This is a genomic window from Micromonospora sp. NPDC005174, from assembly GCF_040608495.1.
Lineage (GTDB): Bacteria > Actinomycetota > Actinomycetes > Mycobacteriales > Micromonosporaceae > Micromonospora.
This window is the reverse complement of the sequence record NZ_JBEXIJ010000070.1, coordinates 1-1,045: the sequence shown is the minus strand read 5'-3', so window position 1 is coordinate 1,045 and position 1,045 is coordinate 1. Positions and strand designations below refer to the sequence as shown.

Genomic DNA, 1,045 nt, shown 5'->3' with positions numbered 1-1,045 from the left:
CGTCGTGAAGGAGTGTGTCAGCGCCGAGTATCGAGATGCCCGGCACGCCGGCCGGACGCAGGGACCGATAGTGGTAGCCGTTGCGGTGGAGGTAGAGCGCGGGGTGGCCTGGGTTAGGGACGTGAGTCACATCCACGATGCCGGCGACGGTGCTTTCGAGAATGCGAATGTCGAGGTTGAGAAGCCGGGCCAGGACGTAGGGCATCTCGAGGCCGGCCTGGGACTGCCAGGATTCCGGCTCCCGCAAGGCTTCCCGCAACACCTCGGGATACGACCCGGACCCCAGGACGATGATGCCGAATGCGATCTCGCGGATTCTCCCATCAGCCGGGCGGTCATGCGGGCGCGATACGCTAAACTCACTCCACATTTCGGCTGAGCGCCCCTTGAAATACTCAAGACCAGCCAGGTCCGCGACGACCTGATCGGTGAAGTACTCAGAGATCTTGCGCCGGAACAACTGCACCAACGGCCGTTCGGACGTCGAACCCTCCGGAGCGCCAACAAACCCGGATAACTCGACAACGAAATCCGGCGGCAGGAACACCCCCTGCGCGGTGGCGCTGGCCAACACCGCCTCGAACAGACCACCAGCGCCCCCGGGCACCGCATCGATCCACATCAGAACATCAGGACGACCAGGCAGGGAAATCAACGACCCGACATCCGCCGCCGGCAACACCCGCCCACCCACCGGCAACAGCCGCTCCCGCCCATCCCCGTCAGACAGGTCGAAACCCTGCCCTGTCCCATCACCCCCAGACATGTCGACATCCATCGTTTCCGCCGGCTGCGCGTTCGCTCCCTCGGGAACATCGACACTCGCCCCGACGACACCCCCACGAGCGTCGAAGGCCCCCGTCAACGACACAGCCGACGCGGACACCACCTCGACATCGACATCACCAGGCCCCGATGGCACATCAGCCACGTGACCAGCGGCAACCACACCGGGCGCGTGCTGCTCGCTGACGCCTTCGTCGGTGACGGTCGACGCACGGGGCTGATCGGCGGCAATGCCGGCATGGACGGCCGAAGGCGGCTC

1 protein-coding gene is annotated in these 1,045 nt (G+C 65.6%); it reads right to left on the bottom strand.

Going from position 1 to position 1,045, the window contains the following annotated elements; all coding sequences use genetic code 11:
• On the bottom strand, positions 1–931 hold a 931-nt coding region (locus ABZU91_RS32720), incomplete at its 3' end, for a hypothetical protein (protein ID WP_355249168.1).
• Positions 932–1,045 lie beyond the last annotated feature (114 nt).